17 protein-coding genes are annotated in these 17426 nt (G+C 66.3%); 10 read left to right on the top strand and 7 right to left on the bottom strand.

The window, feature by feature from the left end:
* The first annotated feature begins 21 nt into the window (after positions 1-21).
* Together QW887_RS00655 and QW887_RS00660 are read left to right on the top strand one after the other, a co-directional pair.
* On the top strand, positions 22-336 hold the full coding sequence (locus tag QW887_RS00655; RefSeq protein WP_315714528.1) for a hypothetical protein: 315 nt from the start codon (positions 22-24) through the stop codon (positions 334-336).
* A gap of 140 nt (positions 337-476) precedes the next feature.
* The gene (locus QW887_RS00660; protein WP_316173976.1) at positions 477-836 is read left to right on the top strand and encodes a twin-arginine translocation signal domain-containing protein; all 360 of its coding nucleotides are present in this window, start codon (positions 477-479) and stop codon (positions 834-836) included.
* A 98-nt stretch (positions 837-934) separates the two neighbouring features.
* Here the strand turns inward: QW887_RS00660 and QW887_RS00665 are convergent, their stop codons facing one another.
* Together QW887_RS00665 and QW887_RS00670 are read right to left on the bottom strand one after the other, a co-directional pair.
* A complete protein-coding gene (locus QW887_RS00665) occupies positions 935-1939 on the bottom strand; it encodes an alpha/beta hydrolase (protein ID WP_316194053.1) in 1005 nt (334 codons plus the stop codon).
* Positions 1940-2050: 111 nt separating this feature from the next.
* Positions 2051-2749 carry a metalloregulator ArsR/SmtB family transcription factor gene (locus QW887_RS00670; RefSeq protein ID WP_316194054.1) on the bottom strand — a complete coding sequence of 233 codons (699 nt, stop codon included), beginning with the start codon at positions 2747-2749 and terminating at the stop codon, positions 2051-2053.
* A 75-nt stretch (positions 2750-2824) separates the two neighbouring features.
* Between QW887_RS00670 and QW887_RS00675 the strand changes: the two genes are divergently transcribed.
* Both QW887_RS00675 and QW887_RS00680 read left to right on the top strand, forming a co-directional pair.
* Positions 2825-3139, top strand: coding sequence for an NIPSNAP family protein (locus tag QW887_RS00675; protein ID WP_315714524.1), 315 nt, complete (start codon positions 2825-2827; stop codon positions 3137-3139).
* Between the two features lie 46 nt (positions 3140-3185).
* Entirely contained in the window at positions 3186-4004 is an 819-nt protein-coding gene (locus QW887_RS00680; protein ID WP_316194055.1) for an isocitrate lyase/phosphoenolpyruvate mutase family protein, read from the top strand.
* Between the two features lie 102 nt (positions 4005-4106).
* On the opposite strand, the gene QW887_RS00685 is transcribed toward QW887_RS00680, so the two are convergent.
* Together QW887_RS00685 and QW887_RS00690 are read right to left on the bottom strand one after the other, a co-directional pair.
* Positions 4107-4424, bottom strand: a complete 318-nt coding sequence (locus QW887_RS00685; RefSeq protein ID WP_315714522.1) for a hypothetical protein — start codon at positions 4422-4424, stop codon at positions 4107-4109.
* A 171-nt stretch (positions 4425-4595) separates the two neighbouring features.
* Entirely contained in the window at positions 4596-5036 is a 441-nt protein-coding gene (locus QW887_RS00690; RefSeq protein WP_316194056.1) for a hypothetical protein, read from the bottom strand.
* Between the two features lie 150 nt (positions 5037-5186).
* Here QW887_RS00690 and QW887_RS00695 point away from each other — a divergent pair, with 150 nt between their 5' ends.
* The 3 genes from QW887_RS00695 to QW887_RS00705 all read left to right on the top strand — a co-directional run bounded on the left by QW887_RS00695 (position 5187) and on the right by QW887_RS00705 (position 10296).
* A complete protein-coding gene (locus tag QW887_RS00695) occupies positions 5187-5831 on the top strand; it encodes a trimeric intracellular cation channel family protein (RefSeq protein ID WP_316194057.1) in 645 nt (214 codons plus the stop codon).
* 317 nt (positions 5832-6148) lie between these two features.
* Positions 6149-9640 carry an indolepyruvate ferredoxin oxidoreductase family protein gene (locus tag QW887_RS00700; protein WP_316194058.1) on the top strand — a complete coding sequence of 1164 codons (3492 nt, stop codon included), beginning with the start codon at positions 6149-6151 and terminating at the stop codon, positions 9638-9640.
* 152 nt (positions 9641-9792) lie between these two features.
* Positions 9793-10296, top strand: a complete 504-nt coding sequence (locus tag QW887_RS00705) for a DUF4262 domain-containing protein (RefSeq protein WP_315714518.1) — start codon at positions 9793-9795, stop codon at positions 10294-10296.
* Positions 10297-10373: 77 nt separating this feature from the next.
* Here the strand turns inward: QW887_RS00705 and QW887_RS00710 are convergent, their stop codons facing one another.
* The 3 genes from QW887_RS00710 to QW887_RS00720 all read right to left on the bottom strand — a co-directional run bounded on the left by QW887_RS00710 (position 10374) and on the right by QW887_RS00720 (position 14104).
* Complete coding sequence (locus QW887_RS00710) at positions 10374-11351, bottom strand: sensor histidine kinase (RefSeq protein WP_316164583.1); 978 nt, start codon at positions 11349-11351, stop codon at positions 10374-10376.
* Between the two features lie 100 nt (positions 11352-11451).
* Entirely contained in the window at positions 11452-12504 is a 1053-nt protein-coding gene (locus tag QW887_RS00715) for an alpha/beta hydrolase (protein WP_315714966.1), read from the bottom strand.
* A gap of 727 nt (positions 12505-13231) precedes the next feature.
* Entirely contained in the window at positions 13232-14104 is an 873-nt protein-coding gene (locus QW887_RS00720; RefSeq protein ID WP_315714516.1) for an alpha/beta fold hydrolase, read from the bottom strand.
* A 174-nt stretch (positions 14105-14278) separates the two neighbouring features.
* On the opposite strand from QW887_RS00720, the gene QW887_RS00725 reads away from it, so the two are divergent.
* The 3 genes from QW887_RS00725 to QW887_RS00735 are packed head-to-tail and all read left to right on the top strand — an operon-like array spanning position 14279 to position 17421.
* Positions 14279-15667, top strand: a complete 1389-nt coding sequence (locus QW887_RS00725) for a class II 3-deoxy-7-phosphoheptulonate synthase (protein ID WP_315714515.1) — start codon at positions 14279-14281, stop codon at positions 15665-15667.
* The gene (locus QW887_RS00730) at positions 15667-16020 is read left to right on the top strand and encodes a diacylglycerol kinase (RefSeq protein ID WP_315749679.1); all 354 of its coding nucleotides are present in this window, start codon (positions 15667-15669) and stop codon (positions 16018-16020) included. Before QW887_RS00725 ends, QW887_RS00730 begins: the two co-directional genes overlap by 1 nt.
* 12 nt (positions 16021-16032) lie before the next feature.
* A complete protein-coding gene (locus QW887_RS00735) occupies positions 16033-17421 on the top strand; it encodes a nitrilase-related carbon-nitrogen hydrolase (RefSeq protein WP_316187249.1) in 1389 nt (462 codons plus the stop codon).
* The last annotated feature ends 5 nt before the right edge of the window (positions 17422-17426 follow it).

Genomic DNA, 17426 nt, shown 5'->3' on the forward strand with positions numbered 1-17426 from the left:
ACATGGTCCGGAGGAAACTCGATGCCGTCAGCCATTTTCGTCGTTCGCGCGACCCTGCCTGATCCCGCCCGGCGCGATGAGTTCGATCGCTGGTATCGCGACGTTCATCTGCCCGACGCGATCAGGAGTTTTGGCGTGCGCAAGGCGTGGCGGGTCTGGAGCCTCGCTGACCCGGCGGTGCATCAGGCGATGTATCAGTTCGATGCCATCGATGCGATGGAGCGCGCCGTCGGCGGCGACGAGATGAAGCGCCTGATCGCCGACTTCAATCGCGACTGGCCCGACGTGACGCGGACGCGCGAAATCTTCGTACTGGCGCAGGCGGTCGAGGAGTGATCGGCCGGCGGCGCGTACCAAGATCGGCGAAGGTGGCAGAGCCATGGTTGTGCCGCAGGCACGCGCCAGTTCAGCTCACGTTCAGGTGATCGGTCGAATACTCCCTTCATGCCCTGGCTCGTGCATCATGGAGGCGTGCGATGGAACGACGGAACTTCCTCAAGCTGGCATTGGGGGTCGGCTGCGCGGCGGCGGCCGGCGCCGTGCTCCGCACCACCGATGCAGTCGCTGCGCCGCTCGCGCCATTGCCGCTGAACGAGGCGGCGCCTTCAGCCAGGGATCAGCACGTCGAGCCCGCGGTCGGTTCGCAGGATGAGGCCGACCGGCTCGCGCCGGAGCAGGTTCGCTGGGGGCATCACGGTCATCATCACGGACACCATGGTCACGGACACCATTGGGGCTGGCGCCGGCGGCATTGGGGTTGGCGGCGCCGTCATTGGGGCTGGCGCCACCATCATCGGCACTGGCACCGCCATTGGCATCGCCGCCACCATTGGTGATCGGCGCAGCCGCATTGCGAGAAAGCGCAGTTTCAGACGTGTGACCGCAACACGGCAGGGGTCGGCGTGGCGCGATCCCTGTCGCTCATTGTTTGCTTTCACCTGCCGAGGAAGCCCAGCAGCAGTGCGTCGTATTTGTCCGGCGCATCGAGGAAGACGAGGTGGCCGGCATTGGCGACCACCTCGGCGCGCGCATCGCCCATCCGGCTTGCCAGGCCCTTTGCCAGCTCGGCGTTCTGGCCCATCTTCGCTCTCAAGGCCTCGGGCGCGTTGGGCCGCCCCGGCGCGTTGTGATCGTCCGCGCCCATGATGAACAGCGTCGGCTGCGTCAGCAGCGGGATCTCGTGCACCACCGGCTCGCGGTAGATCATCTGATAGGAGCTGACGAAGCTCTTCAGCCAGCGCGAATAGTCGGCGCTTTGCTTCAGGTTGAAGCGTGCATCGATGAACGGCGTGACCTGCTCCGGCGGCAGCTTCAGCGCGTAGTTGGTCTCCAGCTGCTTGCGATAGCCGTCCGCCGTCAGCCGGTCCTCACTCTCGATGATCTTTTCCGACGGGATCGGCGGCGCGTAGACGCGATAGTCCTCGAGCCCGATCGGCGCGGTCAGCACGAGATGTGCGACGCGGTCGGGATAGGCGTGGGCGATGCGCACGGCCAGCATGCCGCCCATCGAATGCGCGACGATATCCACCTTGGCGATGCCGAGGTGATCGAGCAGCGTCATGGTGTTGCGCGCCAGCGTGTCGAAATGCAGCTCGCCTGCAGGCTTGGATGATTTGCCGAAGCCGACCTGGTCGGGCACCACGACGCGGAAGCCGGCGTCGGTCAGTGTCTTGATCACGGGCGCCCAGTAGCTCGAGGGGAAGTTGCGGCCGTGCAGCAGCAGGGCAACGCGGCCGTTCGGCTGCGCCGGCGCCACATCCATATAGGCCATGCGCAGCTGCTCGCCGTCATTGACCAGGGGCAGCAGGCTGACCGGATACGGATAGGGGAAACCTTCGAGATTGATGCCATAGGGCTCGCGCGGCGCCTCTGCCGCCGGGGCGACAGTCGGGGCGAGGACGAGCAGGGCGGCACAGAAGGCGACAGCGAAACGGGACATGAAGACTCCACGACGGACGTGACGAGATGGTCGTCAACCGTCACGCGGTGCCCCGCGTTCGCCTTGGCCGCAAGGCACGAGGGCCGCGCTGCGATAAAGAGCGCGTGATCGTCAGTCGTCGGCCGGACCGAACAGCGCCGCGAAATGCTTTTCCCCGGCGCGGCTGAAATTGACCACGCGACTGCCTGGGGTGGCATCGCGCGCCGCCCATTTCAGCTCGGTGAAGCGCTTCATCAACGCTGCGCCGAGCGTGCCGGCGAGATGATGCCGCCGCGCGCTCCAGTCGAGGCAGGCCTTGCAGACGGGCCGGCGCGGATGCGCCAGCATTTCCGGCGAGATTCGCAGATGCTGCGCCAGGAAATGTTTGCCGTCCTCGGTCAGCACGATCTCCTGCTTGCGCCGGCGGACCAGCTTCTGCCTCGTCATGCTGTCGAGCATCTGCACGCCGAGATCGCCGGCGAGGTGGTCGTAGCAGATGCGTGCGCGCCGCAGCTCCGGCTCCTTCGGCCCGGTGCGCACCCGCATGTGGCCGGCGCGCGCGGCAAGGCCGGCGAGCTTCTCCAGCACGTCGGCGACATCGGGATCGGCGAGCCGGTAGTAGCGGTGGCGGCCCTGCTTCTCCGGCTCGACCAGGCCGCCGCCTTCGAGCTTGGCAAGATGCGAGCTCGCCGTCTGCGGCGTCACGCCCGCTTCCTGGGCGAGCTCGGTCGCGGTCAGCGCACGGCCCGAGAGCAGCGCAGTCAGCATATTGGCGCGGGCGGGATCGCCGACCAGCGCCGCCACCATCGCAATGTCCGGACCTGATTTCATACTTCGATGCTAGCCGAAGCATTCTCGCCCGGCAAGCGGATAGTGTCGACGATACAGAACTTACCGGAGGTTGTCATGACCATCACCGTCTTCATCCGCTATCGCATCGATCCGTTCAAGCGCGACGTGTTCGAGGCCTATGCCAGGCGCTGGCTGTCGATCATCCCCCGTTGCGGCGGCGACCTGATCGGCTATTTCATGCCTCATGAAGGCACCAACGACATCGCCTACGGCCTGATTTCATTCGACAGTCTCGCAGCTTACGAGCGCTATCGCGCAGCCTTGCGCGGCGATGCCGAGGGCCGGGCGAACTTTGCGCTGGCCGAGGAGCACAAGCTCATTCGGGGCGAAGAGCGAACATTCTTGCGCAACGTCGTGGCGGCGCAATGATCGCGGCTCTATGCTGCCGCAACGCGAGGATGCATGGGAGGATGACATGACGTTGATCAACACGGCGGACAAGCGCGCGGCCTTTCGCAAGCTGCACGCGGCCGGCTGCTTCGTGCTGCCGAACCCGTTCGACGCCGGAACGGCCAAAATGCTGCAACATCTCGGCTTCAATGCGGTCGCCTCGACCAGCGCCGGCTTCGCATGGTCGATCGGCAAGGCGGATACCGGCACGACGCTCGATGAGATGCTCGCGCATCTGGTGGCGCTGTCCGCGGCGGTCGACATTCCCGTCAACGCCGATTTCGAGGGCGGCTTCGCCGATGCCCCCGAGGGCGTGGCCGCCAACGTCACGCGCGCGGTCGCCACCGGCGTCGCCGGTCTGTCGATCGAGGACTCCACGGGTGACAAGGATGATCCGCTCTACGCGCGCGAACTGGCGGTTGCGCGCATCCGCGCCGCACGTCAGGCGATCGATGCAAGCGGTGGGGACGTGCTGCTGACCGGCCGCTGCGAGGCGTTTCTCTGGGGCAAGCCCGACCTCAAGCTCGTGACCGATCGCCTCGCGGCCTATGCCGAGGCCGGCGCGGATTGTCTGTACGCTCCGGGGATCAAGACGGTCGAGGAGATCACGGCTGTCGTCAACGCGGTGGCGCCCAAGCCTGTGAACCTGCTGATCAGCGCGTCGGGTCTGTCATTGAGCCAGGCCGCCGAGCTCGGCGTGCGCCGCATCAGCGTCGGCGGTTCGCTGGCGCGGGTGGCCTGGGCCGGCTTCGTCCGGGCGGCCAAGGAGATGGCCGAGCAGGGCACCTTCATCGAACTGGCCAACGGCTATCCCGGGGGCGAGCTGAACAAGCTCTTCGGTTGAGATCAGGCTGCGCGCCCGTCCTCCCGCAGATACTGATCTCATCTGCCTGTAGAAAAGCCGCGGACTCTGCCGCGGCTTTTCAGTCTGATTCGCTGAAATCGCTTAGTAGCGATCCGTTCCGATGCCGACGCTGACGCCCGGGGCGCGGAAGCCGATGCCGCCGCGGTCTTCGTAGCCGCGCCGCTCGATGTAGCGCTCACGCGGAGCGTACGCGTAGGAATCGCGATCTTCGCCTTGAATGATGACGCGGCGTTCACTGCGCTCGCGCCAACAGCGGCCTTCCTCGTTACAGACCATCCGGACGTTCTGGATGTCTCGTTGCGGGACCGCCGAGGCTGCGGGAGAGATCGGTGCCGCCGAAGCGGCGGTCACGGCCAGCGTGCTTGCCGCGGCTGCGATAGCTATGGAGAGAGCTTTCATTACGTATCTCCTGGGTGAGAGTGTCAATGAGCCAACCGGTTCGCGCTGCTATGGTTCCATGGCGGCCCTCGCACGCTTCGCGTAATTTGTTGGAGGACTCGCCAAAAAACGGCGGCGGGCGATTGCTCACCCGCCGCCCAGGAGTGGGACCGCTGATTGCCGTCCGCGAGATTATTTGACGGCGTTGGGCTTGTCGCTCGGGGCCGCCGGCGGCGGTGTGGTGCGATCTCCCGCGGCGCCGGTCGTCACGCCGGGCGAGGTGTTATCTTTGGTGGTCGAGGCGGATTGCGAGGCCGGCGTGGTGCTCGCCTGATCGTTGCGCATCGACATGTTGTTCAGCCCGTAGAACACGGCGCCGAGCAGGATCGCGATGCCCAGGGCGTATGCTGCGATCCGGCCGGTCGAGGCGGAGCCTTCCCTCAACTCGGGATCGGGCTGCAGCTGGCTGTCCGTCCGCGCCGCGCGGTCGGGCTGCAGCTGGCTGTCCGTCCGCGCCGCGCGCTCGTAGTCGGCGCCGGTCATGTCGGCACCGGGCATGCCGGGCCGCGTCGTCATGTCCGGCCGGTTCATGCCGTCGGGATAGCGTTCGTTCGGGAGCCGTTCGTTGGCCATGATGTCCTCCTTGCGATTGTCACCCGACAACCAGTCGGGCCCCGGCTCTGTTCCGCGAAACCTTACGAAATCCCCAGTCGATCCGTTGCACCGCGCGCTAAGGTGCCTCGCATGCACTGCGATTCTCCGTCCTGTTTGTTGGAGCCTTCGATGTGGAACCTGCCGCCCGGTGACAGCGTGTTGCATCTGTTGACCTGGGTGGCGCTGGCGGCGCAGGCGATGACGGCCGCGCTGGCGGCGGGACGCCGCAGCATGGACTGGATGGGCGTCTGCTTGTTGGGGGGGATCACCGCGCTCGGCGGCGGCACCTTGCGCGACGTGCTGCTCGGCCACTATCCGCTTGCCTGGGTCGAGCAGCCGTCCTTGCTGCTGCTGACCGTGCTGGCGCCGTTCGTGACGATCGCCATGGCGCGCCTGGTTCACAGGCTGACCATGGCGTTCCTCGTTCTCGATGCGGTCGGCCTCGTCGTGTTCACGATGACGGGCTGCGACATCGCCTGGCAGATGAACGTGCCGATCGGCATCGTCATCGTCGCCGGGATGATCACGGGCTGCGCCGGCGGCGTGCTGCGCGACATCCTGTGCAATGACGTGCCATTGCTGTTTCGCGCCGAGCTCTACGCCAGCGTGTCCCTCGTCACGGGCCTGGTCTATGCGACCGGCTTGTCGCTCGGCATCGCCAGCGGATGGTGGACGGCGCTGACCTTCGCGCTCGGACTGTCGTTCCGGCTGCTCGCGATCCGCTACAAATGGAACATGCCGCGCTTCGTATTCGCGGGCGACGATCGGGGATGAACGACCGCGGTCTTGTCGCATCGCACAATTCGTTTCGGGCCAGAATCGTGCCGGCCACAACGGTTCACTAACCGTCCGCCGAGCCGCCAAAGCCATGGTGCGCATCATCCCATTTCGCGGCAGTGGCCGTTTTCGACACAAACCGCAAAAGCCGCAGCCGGCTCCCGCCACGAAATTGCGATTTCGGTTGGCTGCCCTGCGCAGACGAGATTTGTGATGCGCATTCTTCAAAAGCAGACATAAATGATTGGCAGAACGCGCGCTTCCGCCGGCCGGCGGCAGCCGCGCACCCCGACAAGGCACGGCAAGAGGGCGGAATGGGACTCAACGAGAGCGAGATCAATCTCGACCAGAAATACACCGCAAGCTCCGGCCACATCTTCCTGACCGGCATCCAGGCGCTGGTGCGGCTGCCGATGGCCCAGATCCGGCGCGACCGCGCCGCCGGCCTCCATACCGCCGGCTTCATCTCCGGCTATCGCGGCTCGCCGCTCGGCGGCTACGACCAGCAGCTGTTCTCGGCCCGCAAGCATCTCGAGCAGTACAACATCAAGTTCCAGCCCGGCGTGAACGAGGACCTCGCGGCGACCGCGATCTGGGGCTCGCAGCAACTCGCACTGTCGCCCGGCGGCAGGTATGACGGCGTCGTCGGCATCTGGTACGGCAAGGGCCCCGGCGTCGACCGCTGCGGCGACGTGTTTCGCCACGGCAATGCGGCCGGCTCCGCCAAGAACGGCGGCGTGCTCTGTCTCGCCGGCGACGACCACGGCGCCAAATCCTCGACCGTGCCGCATCAGTCCGACCATGCCTTCATCTCGGCGCTGATGCCCTATCTCTATCCGTCCTCGATTCACGAGATGATCGAGATGGGCCTGCTCGGCATCGCGATGTCGCGCTATTCCGGCTGCTGGGTCGGAATGAAGGTGATCACCGAGACGGTGGAGACGACCGCCGAGATCAACCTCAACGACGAGATGACGCCGTTCGTCATCCCCGCCGATTTCGAGATGCCGCCGGGCGGCCTCAATCTGCGCTGGCCGGATGACCGCTTCGAGCAGGACCGGCGGCTGCAGGACTACAAGGGCTTTGCCGCGATCGCCTTTGCCCGCGCCAACAAGGTCAACCGCATCACGATGGACTCACCGAACGCCCGCTACGGCATCATGGCGTCGGGCAAGAGCTACGAGGACATCCGCCAGGCGCTACGCGAGCTCGGGATCACCGAGGAGGTCGCCGCCAGGATCGGGCTTCGCCTCTACAAGATCGGCATGCCCTGGCCGCTGGAGCCGGAAGGCGTGCGGCAGTTCGCGGTCGGCCTCGAGGAGATCTTCATCATCGAGGAGCGTCGCGAGATCGTCGAGAACCAGGTCAAGCAGGAGCTGTTCAACTGGCGCGACGACGTCCGCCCGCGCATCGTCGGCAAGATGGACGACCACGACAAGCGCTTCCTGCCGTTTGCCACCGAGCTCTCCGTCGCCTCGCTCGCGACATCGCTCACCGAGCGTCTTCTCCGCCTCGACCTCAACCCCGAGATCAAGGCGATGCTGCGCGCCAAGGCCGACTGGTTCAACGGCCGCGACGCCTCGCAGATGCAGCTGATCTCGCCGGTGGCACGCACGCCGTATTTCTGCTCGGGCTGCCCGCACAACACCTCGACCAAGGTGCCCGAGGGCAGCCGCGCACTGGCCGGCATCGGCTGCCACTTCATGTCGCTCTGGATGAACCGCAACACCGAGACCTTCACCCATATGGGCGGCGAGGGCGTGCCGTGGGTCGGCATCGCACCGTTCACCGACGAGAAGCACATCTTCGCCAATCTCGGCGACGGCACCTATTTCCATTCCGGGAGCCTGGCGATCCGCCAGTCGATCGCCTCCAAGGCCAACATCACCTACAAGATCCTCTACAACGACGCGGTCGCGATGACCGGCGGCCAGCGCCATGACGGCGATTTGTCGCCGCAGCAGATCACCTTCCAGCTCCATGCCGAGGGCATCCGCGAGATCTATCTGGTCTCGGAGAATCCAGATGCCTATCCGGCCGACAGCATCGCGCCCGGCGTCAAGCTTGCGCACCGCGACGAGCTCGAGAACGTCATGAAGACGCTGCGCGAGACCAAGGGCGCCTCGGCCATCGTGTTCGTGCAGACCTGCGCCGCCGAGAAGCGCCGCCGCCGCAAGCGCGGCACGATGGAGGACCCGCAGCGCCGCGTCTTCATCAATCCCGCCGTCTGCGAGGGCTGCGGCGACTGCTCGGTGCAGTCGAACTGCATCTCGGTCGAGCCGCTGGAGACCGAGCTCGGCCGCAAGCGCGTCATCAACCAGTCCTCCTGCAACAAGGACTATTCCTGCGTGAAGGGCTTCTGCCCGTCCTTCGTCACCATCGACGGCGGCAAGCCGCGCAGCCGCGCGCCCGCTGAGCTCGGCGACATCGGCGAGATGCCGGAACCGCTGACCAAGCCGTCACTGGAGCGGCCCTACAACGTCGCGGTCGGCGGCGTCGGCGGCACCGGCGTGCTGACGATCGGCGCGCTGCTCGGCATGGCCGCGCACATCGAGGGCAAGGCCTCGATGATCCTCGACATGTCGGGCCTCGCGCAGAAGGGTGGCGCGGTGCTCAGCCATGTCCGCCTCTCCGAGAATACGGCTGACGTGACCTGCTCGCGCATCGTCACCGGGACCGCCGACCTCGTCATCGCCGCCGACGAAGTGGTGGCGGGTGCCAAGGAGACGATCACGCTGTGCGATGCCGAGCGCACCCATGGCGTCATCAACAGCCATCTGATCCCGACCGCCGATTTCGTGCTCAACCGCGACTTCAATTTCCAGAACCGCAAGGTGACGAGCCTGCTGGAAACGGCGCTGCACAAGGACTCGACCTTCCTCGATTTCACCAAGCCGGCCGAAGCGCTGCTTGGCGACAGCATCGCCACCAACATGATGATGATGGGCTACGCCTACCAGAAGGGCCTGCTGCCGCTGTCGGCCGAGGCGATCGAGAAGGCGATCGCGATCAACGGCGTCGCGGTCAAGATGAACACCGAGGCGTTCCGGCTCGGCCGCCTCGCGGTGGTCAACCCGGAGCGGCTCGCCGACATGATGACCGGCAAGGACGAGGCGGTGCCGCCGAAATCGCTTGAGGCGATGACGCTCGACGAGATCATCGCCCACCGCATGGCGTACCTTACCGGCTATCAGAATGCGCGGCTCGCCAAGCGCTACCGCAAGCTGGTCGATCAGGTGCGCGAAGCCGCCGACAAGGGCGGCTACGGCGAGGCGCTGCCGCGCGCAGTGGCGATCAACTATGCCAAGCTGCTCGCCTACAAGGATGAGTACGAGGTGGCGCGGTTGTTCTCCGACGGCAGCTTCGAGAAGCAGCTCCATGACGCGTTCGAGGGCGACTACAAGATCAGCTTCAACCTCGCGCCGCCCATCCTCAATTCCGGCCTCGATCCGCAAGGGAGGCCGAAGAAGCGCAGCTTCGGGCCGGGCATGATGAAGATGTTCCGCCTGCTGGCAAAACTGAAGGGCCTGCGCGGCACACCACTGGACGTCTTCGGCTACGCGGCCGAACGCAAGATGGAGCGCGACCTGATCGCCGGCTATGAGAAAGACGTCGCCACCGTGCTGAACCTGCTGTCGCCTGCCAACGTCGACATCGCCGTCGAATTCCTGTCGCTGCCGGACAAGATCCGCGGCTACGGCCCGGTCAAGGAGAAGGCGGTGCAGGACGCCAAGGCGCGCTACGCCCAGCTCGCCGCCGACCTCGCCAATCCACCGCCCGCGCCAAGGCAGATGGCGGCGGAGTAAGGCTTGGCCTCTCCGTCATTGCGAGGAGCGGAGCGACGAAGCAATCCAGAGTCCGCGTGATGCCTTGGATTGCTTCGCTTCGCTCGCAATGCCGGCGCTCACGGACAGCTCGCAGGATGGAATCGTCTGGACGAACGTAAGAGGCACAACCGATGCACACTGCGCTCGATGCTGATCCGGAGAAGCTTGACGAGCATGAGCGGAAGTTCGTCGCCAACATTCGTGAGCACGGCTGGTTCGCGGTTCATGTCGGAGCCGACGCTGAAGGGCCTGGCTTCGCCTACACAACCGGCTTCTGGTTGAAGTTTGGCCATCCCGAGTTGATTGTCTTCTCGCTGCGGGGACAAATCGCTCAGGATGTCTTCTGGCATCTGTATCATGAACTCGAAGCGGGACGGCGTATCCCCATCGGCAGTGAGTCCGGCGATGTGTTCAAGAACATCCCCGCCGTGTTGCTACCCGTCGCGCAACAGCACTATCGCAATCATCTCGGCTGGAGCCGCTGGTTCTACGGCGGTAACGGTTTCGAATGTCTGCAATTGGTCTATCCCGATCGCGACGGACACTTTCCATGGTCGTCGGACGCGCCGGTCGACATCCGGGCAGCCCAGCCCGATCTCACGGAAGGCAATTGGTCCGGCCTCTGCGCACGCTAGTCCGGCGGCCATCGTAAAGGCACGCAATCGCCGTGTCCACGATCATGCGATCGGTGCCAGCTTCCGCCTCCGCCGTGTCAATTCGCCATCCGCTCCCGGCTCATGCGCAGCGTCACGACCAGGCCTTCGGCGGACCAGTCGAAGGCGATGGTGCCGCCGAGCTGGGCGTTCATGCTGCGATGGATCAGTTTGCTGCCGAAGCCTTCGGTGGTGTCGGCCGACTTCGGCGGCCCGCCGCGCTCGGTCCACATGATCACCACTTCGTCGTCATGCGCGCTGCACGACACGTCCAGCGTGCCGCTCGAAACCGACAGCGAGCCGTATTTCGCCGAGTTGGTCGCGAGCTCGTGGATGACCAGTGCCAATGTCGTGCTCGAGCGTTCTCCGACATTCATCTTGGGCACCGACACACGGATGCGGACGCTGGCGCCTTTCTCGTCATAGGGGGCAAGCAGCACCGAGACGAGATCGCCGAGCAGGGCTGCTTGGTTCGTCCCGCCCGGCCGCGGACGTATCAGATCCTGGGCACGGCCCAGCGCGATCAACCGGCTGGCGAGCTCGTGGGCCATGTCCTCCTTTGTCGCCGCCGTGCGCGACGTCATCTGCGTCAGCGCGGTGGCGATCGTCAGCAGGTTCTTGACCCGATGGCTCATCTCGCCCGCCAGCAGCTCGTTGGCTTCTTCGGCCTGCTTGCGCTGGGTCACGTCGAGGAAGACGCCGAACATCAGCCGCTCGGCGATGTCGGCATCGTCACCTTGGCCGCGGGCGGAGATCCAGCGGATTTCGCCATCCGCGAGAATGCGAAAATCGATCTCATAAGCGCCGACGATCGCCCGTGTCGCTGAAAACGCCGATCTCACCCGTTCGAGATCGGCGGGGTGAATGTTCTGGGAGAGCACCTCGAACGTGATCCTGCTCTTGGTCTTGGGCACCTCCCACAGCTCATAGGCGCGCTCGTCCATCGTGATGGCGTCGGTGTCGACGTTCCACGACCACAGGGCGACGCCGGCAGCTTTGGTGGCAGCGCGCAGATGCTTTTCGTGCCAGATCGGCATGCACGCGTCCTCGGCCGGCATAAGTTCGATCCCCGCTTTTCGCCGCTCTGCAGGCTACGGATCCCGCAATCCGGCAGCCGCAGCCATGTTCGCCCTCCGACTACGCCGCCGCTGCGACTTCGTCGATCGAGGACATGACGGCCTCGGTCGCCGTCTGATGCACCATGTGCCCAGCGCCGCGCACGCGGCGAAAGGTGCTCTGGCTGACGTCGTGATGAAGCCGTCTGGACTGCGCGTCGATGTCGATCAGGCGATCCTGATCACCTGCAACGATCACGACCGGCATCTTCAGCTCACCGTACGCTCTCCTGAAGCGGAAAGCATCGGGAATCATCAGCGCGGCCTCCGCGGCGGAGGCGCGGATCTGCGACGGGCGAACCGCCATTTCCTTGGGGAAGCCGGCAAACTTCGCCGGAACCGATCGCGGGCCGAACAGCTTGGCCATCAGCAGCGGCCACATCATCCGGCTGATCAGAGGGGAGATGGTGTAGCGCAGGATATCGCCCAGCAAGGGAATGGCCGGAGCCGATCCGGCCACCACGTCGGACCGGAAGGTCGGGTAGTAATAGCCGGAGGCGAGCACCATGCCCTTGACCATGGTCGGATGTTCGAGGGCGAGCGCGACGGCGACGGATGCGCCCCAGGAATGACCCAGGACGAAGGCCTCCGAGACGCCCAGGCGATCGAGCGCGCTCTTGATTAGCCCGGCCTGCGCCGTCGGCGTCCACACGACGTTGCGCGGCCGGTCGCTGTGGCCGAAGCCCGGCCGGTCGAACGCAATGACACGGTAGTTCTGCGCCGCCAGATCGATCAGGCCGCTGGAGGCGAAGTCCTGGATCATGCTGCCGTTGCCGTGCAGCAGCACCAGCGGCACGCCGGTGCCGCGCTCGACATAGTGCAGCCGGACGCCGTCGACGTCCATGAACTGGCCGGCGGGAGGATTGGCCCGCTCGGCAGACTTGGCGAGGCGGCGATTGATCAGTGCTGTGACGGCCAGAACGGTCGTGGCCGCCGCTGCCGCCAGAAGAAATGGATGAGTCTTCGCCAGCGACCGGCTGCGATGCGCCAGCGGCTGGAGGGATGGTGTCGAGTTGGTCAGGCGGCTGGGCGTCGACGCCGCGAGCGCGCGCGCTGTGGTCCGGGCTGCGGTCATCATCTGCCCTCATGGAAAGGCGTGCACGACATCCGGAGGATCCGAGAAATGATGCAGCGCAGGGGCAACGGCCGGTCACGCGGTTCGTTCCGTTGTGCCGTCCTGGCGCGCATGGTCGGGGTGTAGGTCGACCTCCGAGCGTTCCGGCCGAGCTCGACCAGCGCAATCGGTCCGGCTTCTGCACCCGGCGGATCGAGGCAGGACTCCCCACAGATGTGCCTTGCGCAAACGGCCCGTCGGGCAGAATCTACTTTACGAAATTCAGAAATTGTGCTTTGATGCGCGCATCCCGCCTCGGCCGGAGGGGCGTTGCGCGCGATCGTCACGACACGCGAGGCGGGGAGCGATGGCCGCACTTGTGCCGCAGCGTGTCTTCGGACGCGCCGACGAACGGCATGGTGCGGACGTGAAGTCGCAGCGTGCTGACACCCCGATGCTGGTGTCCCGCGCAATGCGCAAGCATTGTCGCGAATGGTGGCCAACAAGCCCGGCGCACCAGGCAGACTGCGTATAAGCGTTAAGACCGTCGCGCAGGGAAGGCCGGGCGTTCTCGGCTGCACCTGTGGTACCTGCCGCCTGCATTTTTTTCGCAGGCGGGCCGCAGGCGTCAGCCGACGCCTGGCCTTCCCTGCGCCCTCCGACTTGATGAGGGTGAACGACATCAGCACAGCTCGGGCAGCATCTGCCGCGGGAGCGCTCGCTCATGGGCTATGACGAACCGATCGCGTCAGCTTTCGAGCAGCCACTCCGTCGCGCTGCGCCACAGCGTGTCGCGATGCGCCGCGCGGAAGAAGCCCATATGGCCGATCGCGGACGCCCCGACGTCCTGCGGCGCGATGTCGAGCAGCTCCGGCGTCGTGCCCGTATAACCAGCGCACAGCAGCTCAACCGCGGGCCGCGTGGCCCAGGGATCGTCGGCGAGGCACAGCGCCCGGACGGGACTCTTGAAGTTGGCGTAGTTGGCAAGCGGCAGCGATGCGTCATCGAACAGATAGCGCGGGCTCATGATCCAGCGCACCCATTGCAGGAAGACACCCTTCGGCAGGTCCTCGCCGACGCCACTCCAGCCCGGCGTGTAACCCAGCGCATGAGTCAGCGGGACGCCAACGCCGTTGAGCATCGTCGCCACGCGCCAGCGTTCGCCCGGGGCCATCAGCTTCCAATAGCCGGCCTGCGAGGCGATGAAGAGGGCGCGCGACACCTCGGTGTTGTTGGCGAGCAGGCCGAGCGTCTGGCCGCCGAAGGAGTGGCCGACATAGCGCAGCGGCAGCGCACCGTAGCGCGCACGCATCCAACCGACCGCGCCGGTGATGTCGAGTGCGGCCCAGTCGGTCATCGAGGCCGCAAAGCCCTTCAGGGAGCGGGGACGGCTGCCGCCGATCCCGCGATAGTCGTAGGTCAGAACCGCGCAACCCTGCTGGGCAAGATGAGCAGCGAAGCCGCGATAGATCCGGCGCGGGATCGCCGCCCCGGAATTGATCAGCACGGCATGCGCCGGCGTGCCGCGCGGCATGAACAGGGTGCCCGCGAGCGCAAAGCCATCGACGGCCGGAAGGGTCAGATCCTCGCTCGAAACGCCGTCGGATCCCGTCTCAGCCACGCCTCGTCCTCCCATCACTTGCCCTTCCGCAGCAAAGTCAAATTCGGGTGGCGGTGCAAGCCCTTGTGTCCGCGCCCTAAATTCCAAGTGGCGGCACGGGAGCAGGCTGTGTATAAGGCGCGCGCCGCCGCGCGGGGAATTTGGCGTGCAGTTGCCGAGAGGGAGTAGAGAGCCATGACCGAGCGCTGGAGCCCGGAGAGCTGGCGGTCCAAGCCGGTGCAGCAGGTGCCTGACTATCCCGACCAGAAGGCGCTCGCCGAGGTCGAGGCGCAGCTTGCGACCTTCCCGCCGCTGGTGTTCGCCGGCGAGGCGCGCAACCTGAAGAAGGCGCTGGCGCGGGTGGCGGCGGGCGAGGCATTCCTGTTGCAGGGCGGCGACTGCGCCGAGAGCTTCGCCGAGCACGGCGCCAACAACATCCGCGACTTCTTCCGCGTGCTGCTGCAGATGGCCGTGGTCATGACCTATGCCGGCGCGGTGCCGGTGGTGAAGGTCGGCCGCATCGCCGGCCAGTTCGCCAAGCCACGCTCGTCGCCGACGGAGAAGATCAATGGCGTCGAGCTGCCGAGCTATCGCGGCGACATCGTCAACGACACCGCCTTCACGCCCGAGGCGCGCATCCCCAATCCGCAGCGCCAGCTCGACGCCTACCGGCAGTCGGCGGCGACCTTGAACCTGCTGCGCGCGTTCGCCACCGGCGGCTTCGCCAATCTCGGCAGCGTGCATCAGTGGATGCTCGGCTTCGTCAAGGATTCCCCGCAGTCGCGGCGCTACAAGGAGCTGGCCGACCGCATCTCGGACGCGCTCAACTTCATGCGCGCCTGCGGCCTCGACCTCGAGAGCCATCCGGAGCTGCGCGCCACCGACTTCTACACCAGCCACGAGGCGCTGCTGCTCGGCTATGAGCAGGCCTTCACCCGGGTCGATTCCACCACCGGCGACTGGTACGCGACCTCGGGCCATTTCATCTGGATCGGCGACCGCACCCGCCAGCTCGACCACGGCCATGTCGAATATTTCCGCGGCATCAAGAACCCGATCGGCCTGAAATGCGGCCCGTCGCTGAAGCCGGACGAGCTGCTGAAGCTGATCGACATCCTCAATCCCGACAACGAGCCGGGCCGGCTGACCCTGATCAACCGCTTCGGCGCCGACAAGGTCGGCGATCATCTGCCGGGACTGATCCGCGCGGTGCAGCGGGAAGGGCGCAAGGTGGTGTGGTCGTGCGATCCGATGCACGGCAACACCATCACCTCGACCTCGGGCTACAAGACGCGGCCGTTCGATCGCATCGTATCCGAGGTGCGGGCGTTCTTCGCGGTGCATGCCGCGGAGGGCACCCATGCCGGCGGCATCCATCTCGAGATGACCGGCAAGGACGTCACCGAATGCATCGGCGGCGCGCGCGCGATCACCGACGAGGATCTCAACGACCGCTATCACACGGTGTGCGATCCCCGGCTGAACGCCGAGCAGTCGATCGACATGGCGTTCCTGATCGCCGAGCTGCTGAAGCAGCAGCGCGGCGGCAAGACCGCACCGATGCCGGCCGTCGCGGGCTTCTGATGCTGCGTTTGTGGCGCGCGACGGTCAACTCGCGCAACGGCCTGGCCTTCGCGCTCCGCTCCGAGCAGGCGGTGCGCGAGGAGGTGGTCGCGTTCCTGCTGGCGCTGCCGCTGGCCTATGTCGTCGGCGCGACGCCGATGCGCAGCGTCGAGCTGGTCTGCGCGGTGGTGCTGGTGCTGGTCGTCGAGCTGCTCAACACCGCGATCGAGAAGCTCGCCGACCGCCTCACCACCGAGCACGATCTGCAGATCGGCCGGGTCAAGGATCTCGGCTCGGCCGCCGTCGGCGTCGCGCTGCTGATGTCGGGCTGCTTCTGGCTGTTCGCGATCGCCGAGCGGCTCGGGCTGCTTTGAACGAGTTGAGCGATGGCCGCCGACATCTTCAGGATCACGCTGGCCCAGCTCAACCCGACGGTCGGCGACATCGCGGGAAATGCCGCGAAGGCGCGCGAGGCGCGGGCGAGGGCGGCGGCCGACGGCGCCGATCTCGTGGTGCTGCCGGAGCTGTTCCTGGCGGGGCATCCATGCCAGGACCTGGTGCTGAAGCCGGCATTTCAGGCCGCGTGCCGGGCCGCGATCGAGGCTCTCGCGCGCGAGACCGCCGATGGCGGGCCGGCGGTGCTGATCGGCACGCCCTGGATCGACGACGGCAAGCTCTACAATGCCTGCGTGCTGCTCGACACCGGCCGCATCGCCGCGACGCGCTTCAAGGCCAACCTGGCCGATGGTGATCAGAAGCGCGTGTTCATGCGCGGCCCGGCGGCCGGCCCGCTCAGCGTGCGGGGCGTCCGCATCGGCGTCGCGATCGGCGAAGACATCTCGCCCGAAGAATCGTCGAGCTACGAAAACGTCATCGAGACGCTGGCGGAAACCGGGGCCGAACTCATCGTCGTGCCGAGCCGCTCATGCTACCTGCGCAGCGGCGGCGACCGGCGCCTGTCGGCCGCGGTCGCCCGCGTCACCGAAAGCGATCTGCCGCTCGTCTGGCTCAACCAGGTCGGCGGTCAGGACGGCAAGGTGTTCGACGGCGCATCGTTCGCGCTGAACGCCGATCTCTCGGTGGCCGCGCAGCTTCCGGGCTTCGCCGCTGAGGTCACGACCTTGGCATGGAGCAGGGGAGACGACGGCTGGCAGTGTCGGGGACCGGTCACCACGCCGAGCGAGGGCGACGAGGCGGACTACGCGGCCCGCGTGCTCGGCCTGCGCGACCACGTCGAGAAGCATGGCTTCACCGGGATCGTGCTGGCTCTGACCGGAGGCATCGAATCCGCGCTGTCATTGGCGATGGCCGTCGATGCGCTCGGAGCTGCGAGGGTGCGCGGTGTGGTGCTGTCCGGGCCGGACATGCCGCAGGAATCGCCGGCTATTGCAGTCGCGGCGCGGTTCGGCGTCACCGCCGAGACGTTGCCGATCGCACCGGCAGTGGCAGGCTTCGAAACGGTTCTCCCCGGGCCGCTGGCGGGCGACGCCCGTCACGCTCTCCTGGCGCGCGTGCGCGGCTCGCTGCTGCTGGCCTTGGCGAGCCTCTCCGGTGCGCTCGCGGTCGTGCCTCGCAAGACGTCGGACCTGCATGGCTGCGAGATCGGTGACGCGACTGGCGGTGCCACTCTCGTCGACGGCGTGTCCCCGGCCGAGATCGTTCGTCTCGCAGCGCTGCGCAATCGTTGGAAGCCCGTGAACGCGCTGGGACCGTCGGGCGACGTCATGTCGCCCGATCTAGCTGGCCGTGCGTTCTCGGATGCGTTCGAAGGATGATCCGA

It is taken from the genome of Bradyrhizobium sp. SZCCHNRI3052, from assembly GCF_032484895.1.
In the GTDB taxonomy this organism is placed as follows: domain Bacteria; phylum Pseudomonadota; class Alphaproteobacteria; order Rhizobiales; family Xanthobacteraceae; genus Bradyrhizobium.

Coding starts and splice junctions, on each gene's coding strand:
- QW887_RS00655 (WP_315714528.1), top strand. CDS start 22: ATGCCGTCAGCCATTTTCGTCGTTCGCGCGACCCTGCCTGATCCCGCC.
- QW887_RS00660 (WP_316173976.1), top strand. CDS start 477: ATGGAACGACGGAACTTCCTCAAGCTGGCATTGGGGGTCGGCTGCGCG.
- QW887_RS00665 (WP_316194053.1), bottom strand. CDS start 1,939: ATGTCCCGTTTCGCTGTCGCCTTCTGTGCCGCCCTGCTCGTCCTCGCC.
- QW887_RS00670 (WP_316194054.1), bottom strand. CDS start 2,749: ATGAAATCAGGTCCGGACATTGCGATGGTGGCGGCGCTGGTCGGCGAT.
- QW887_RS00675 (WP_315714524.1), top strand. CDS start 2,825: ATGACCATCACCGTCTTCATCCGCTATCGCATCGATCCGTTCAAGCGC.
- QW887_RS00680 (WP_316194055.1), top strand. CDS start 3,186: ATGACGTTGATCAACACGGCGGACAAGCGCGCGGCCTTTCGCAAGCTG.
- QW887_RS00685 (WP_315714522.1), bottom strand. CDS start 4,424: ATGAAAGCTCTCTCCATAGCTATCGCAGCCGCGGCAAGCACGCTGGCC.
- QW887_RS00690 (WP_316194056.1), bottom strand. CDS start 5,036: ATGGCCAACGAACGGCTCCCGAACGAACGCTATCCCGACGGCATGAAC.
- QW887_RS00695 (WP_316194057.1), top strand. CDS start 5,187: ATGTGGAACCTGCCGCCCGGTGACAGCGTGTTGCATCTGTTGACCTGG.
- QW887_RS00700 (WP_316194058.1), top strand. CDS start 6,149: ATGGGACTCAACGAGAGCGAGATCAATCTCGACCAGAAATACACCGCA.
- QW887_RS00705 (WP_315714518.1), top strand. CDS start 9,793: ATGCACACTGCGCTCGATGCTGATCCGGAGAAGCTTGACGAGCATGAG.
- QW887_RS00710 (WP_316164583.1), bottom strand. CDS start 11,351: ATGCCGATCTGGCACGAAAAGCATCTGCGCGCTGCCACCAAAGCTGCC.
- QW887_RS00715 (WP_315714966.1), bottom strand. CDS start 12,504: ATGACCGCAGCCCGGACCACAGCGCGCGCGCTCGCGGCGTCGACGCCC.
- QW887_RS00725 (WP_315714515.1), top strand. CDS start 14,279: ATGACCGAGCGCTGGAGCCCGGAGAGCTGGCGGTCCAAGCCGGTGCAG.
- QW887_RS00730 (WP_315749679.1), top strand. CDS start 15,667: ATGCTGCGTTTGTGGCGCGCGACGGTCAACTCGCGCAACGGCCTGGCC.
- QW887_RS00735 (WP_316187249.1), top strand. CDS start 16,033: ATGGCCGCCGACATCTTCAGGATCACGCTGGCCCAGCTCAACCCGACG.